Here is a 1261-nt window from a genome sequence, read left to right on the forward strand (position 1 = left end):
TATTTAATTATTTATTATTGTAAAAACCTGTATCGCTATTCTAGGACGAGACAGTAGTCCCCTCAGACAGGGCATATGTCCGGAGCGTTCAAAAAAAGAGGGAAATCAGCGGAAACTATTGTTCTTACTTTAAATAATTTGCTTCCCGCCTGTTGTTTTTCCTTTAAAACAGGCCTAGGAAGAGGTATTCCTATTGCCAGCAGGAGAAAAAACGACTGGAGCTGCGGCCAGCATTTCTGTTGAGTAATCGTTTCTGCTTACTGGCTAAACATTAAACATATAGACAGAGGGTTGATAAAACAGGATATTATTTATGTCCTTATTGTGGGGCAAAATGAAACTTGCAGGAAATCAGCCCGTTAGATTAATTGTATTTTTTGGTAACATAAAATTTTTTAAAATGAAAAAGAATTGGAAACATATACCCTTACTAGGGCTGCTGATGTCGAGCCCTCTTTTAGCCAATGCCCAGGTAGAAGTAGCAGAGGTGGCTGTTAACCCTTTTATTGAAAATGGCCCCGGCTTTTTTATTGCCGTAGTGGCAGGTGTGCTTTTAGCCATCGGTTTTCAGGCCCTGCTCACCACACTTTCGGTGGCATCAGGAATTTCCGCTATCGGGAATATCCGAAAGAAAGCCCACCAATCCTCCAGCAAGCATAAGGACAATCAGTCTCACTCATCCGACAGCACGCCTGTCATTAAAAAAGTGAGTAGTGCCTTTGGTGTCTGGACTATGATTACAGTCTCACTCTCCCTGTTTTTCGCCAGCTTGCTGGCTGTAAAACTGAGTTTTGTAGGCGCTAATTTTGTAGGTCTTACCTTAGGTCTTGTAATTTGGGCAGCCTTCTTTACCACTGTGCTGTACCTGGAAATGAAGACCGTGTCTTCCCTAATAGGTGGCCTGTTCAGTATGGTAATGTCAGGTTTTCGCCAGTCGGCCAGTATGTTAAGCGGTGTGTTTAGCAGCTCCGAAGAGAGCAAGGCCAAAAGTGTAGCCAAAGTAAGCGCTCACGAAAATGCCCGTGCCATGCGTAAAGAGCTGAGAAAGCTGTTTAACCGTAACGATCTGGACAAGAAGATCGATGACTATGTAACCCGCCTGAGCCCGCAGGACCTGGATGTGAAAAGAATTAAAAAAGAACTGAAAGACCTGCTGACAGATATTGAAGTGAAGGAAAAAGCTGAATTAGGTGAAAATGGCGTAACCCGCCGTATGTTCCTCGAAACCGTAAGTAATACACCTAATGTTTCTAAAGAGGAC

1 protein-coding gene is annotated in these 1261 nt (G+C 43.3%); it reads left to right on the plus strand.

Translation table 11 applies throughout. The features are described from left to right. Nucleotides 1-400: 400 nt before the first annotated feature. Nucleotides 401-1261 (plus strand): YdcH family protein (locus F752_RS24935; protein WP_169331920.1); only part of this gene is annotated, 861 nt, incomplete at its 3' end.

The organism is Nafulsella turpanensis ZLM-10 (genome assembly GCF_000346615.1).
GTDB lineage: Bacteria > Bacteroidota > Bacteroidia > Cytophagales > Cyclobacteriaceae > Nafulsella > Nafulsella turpanensis.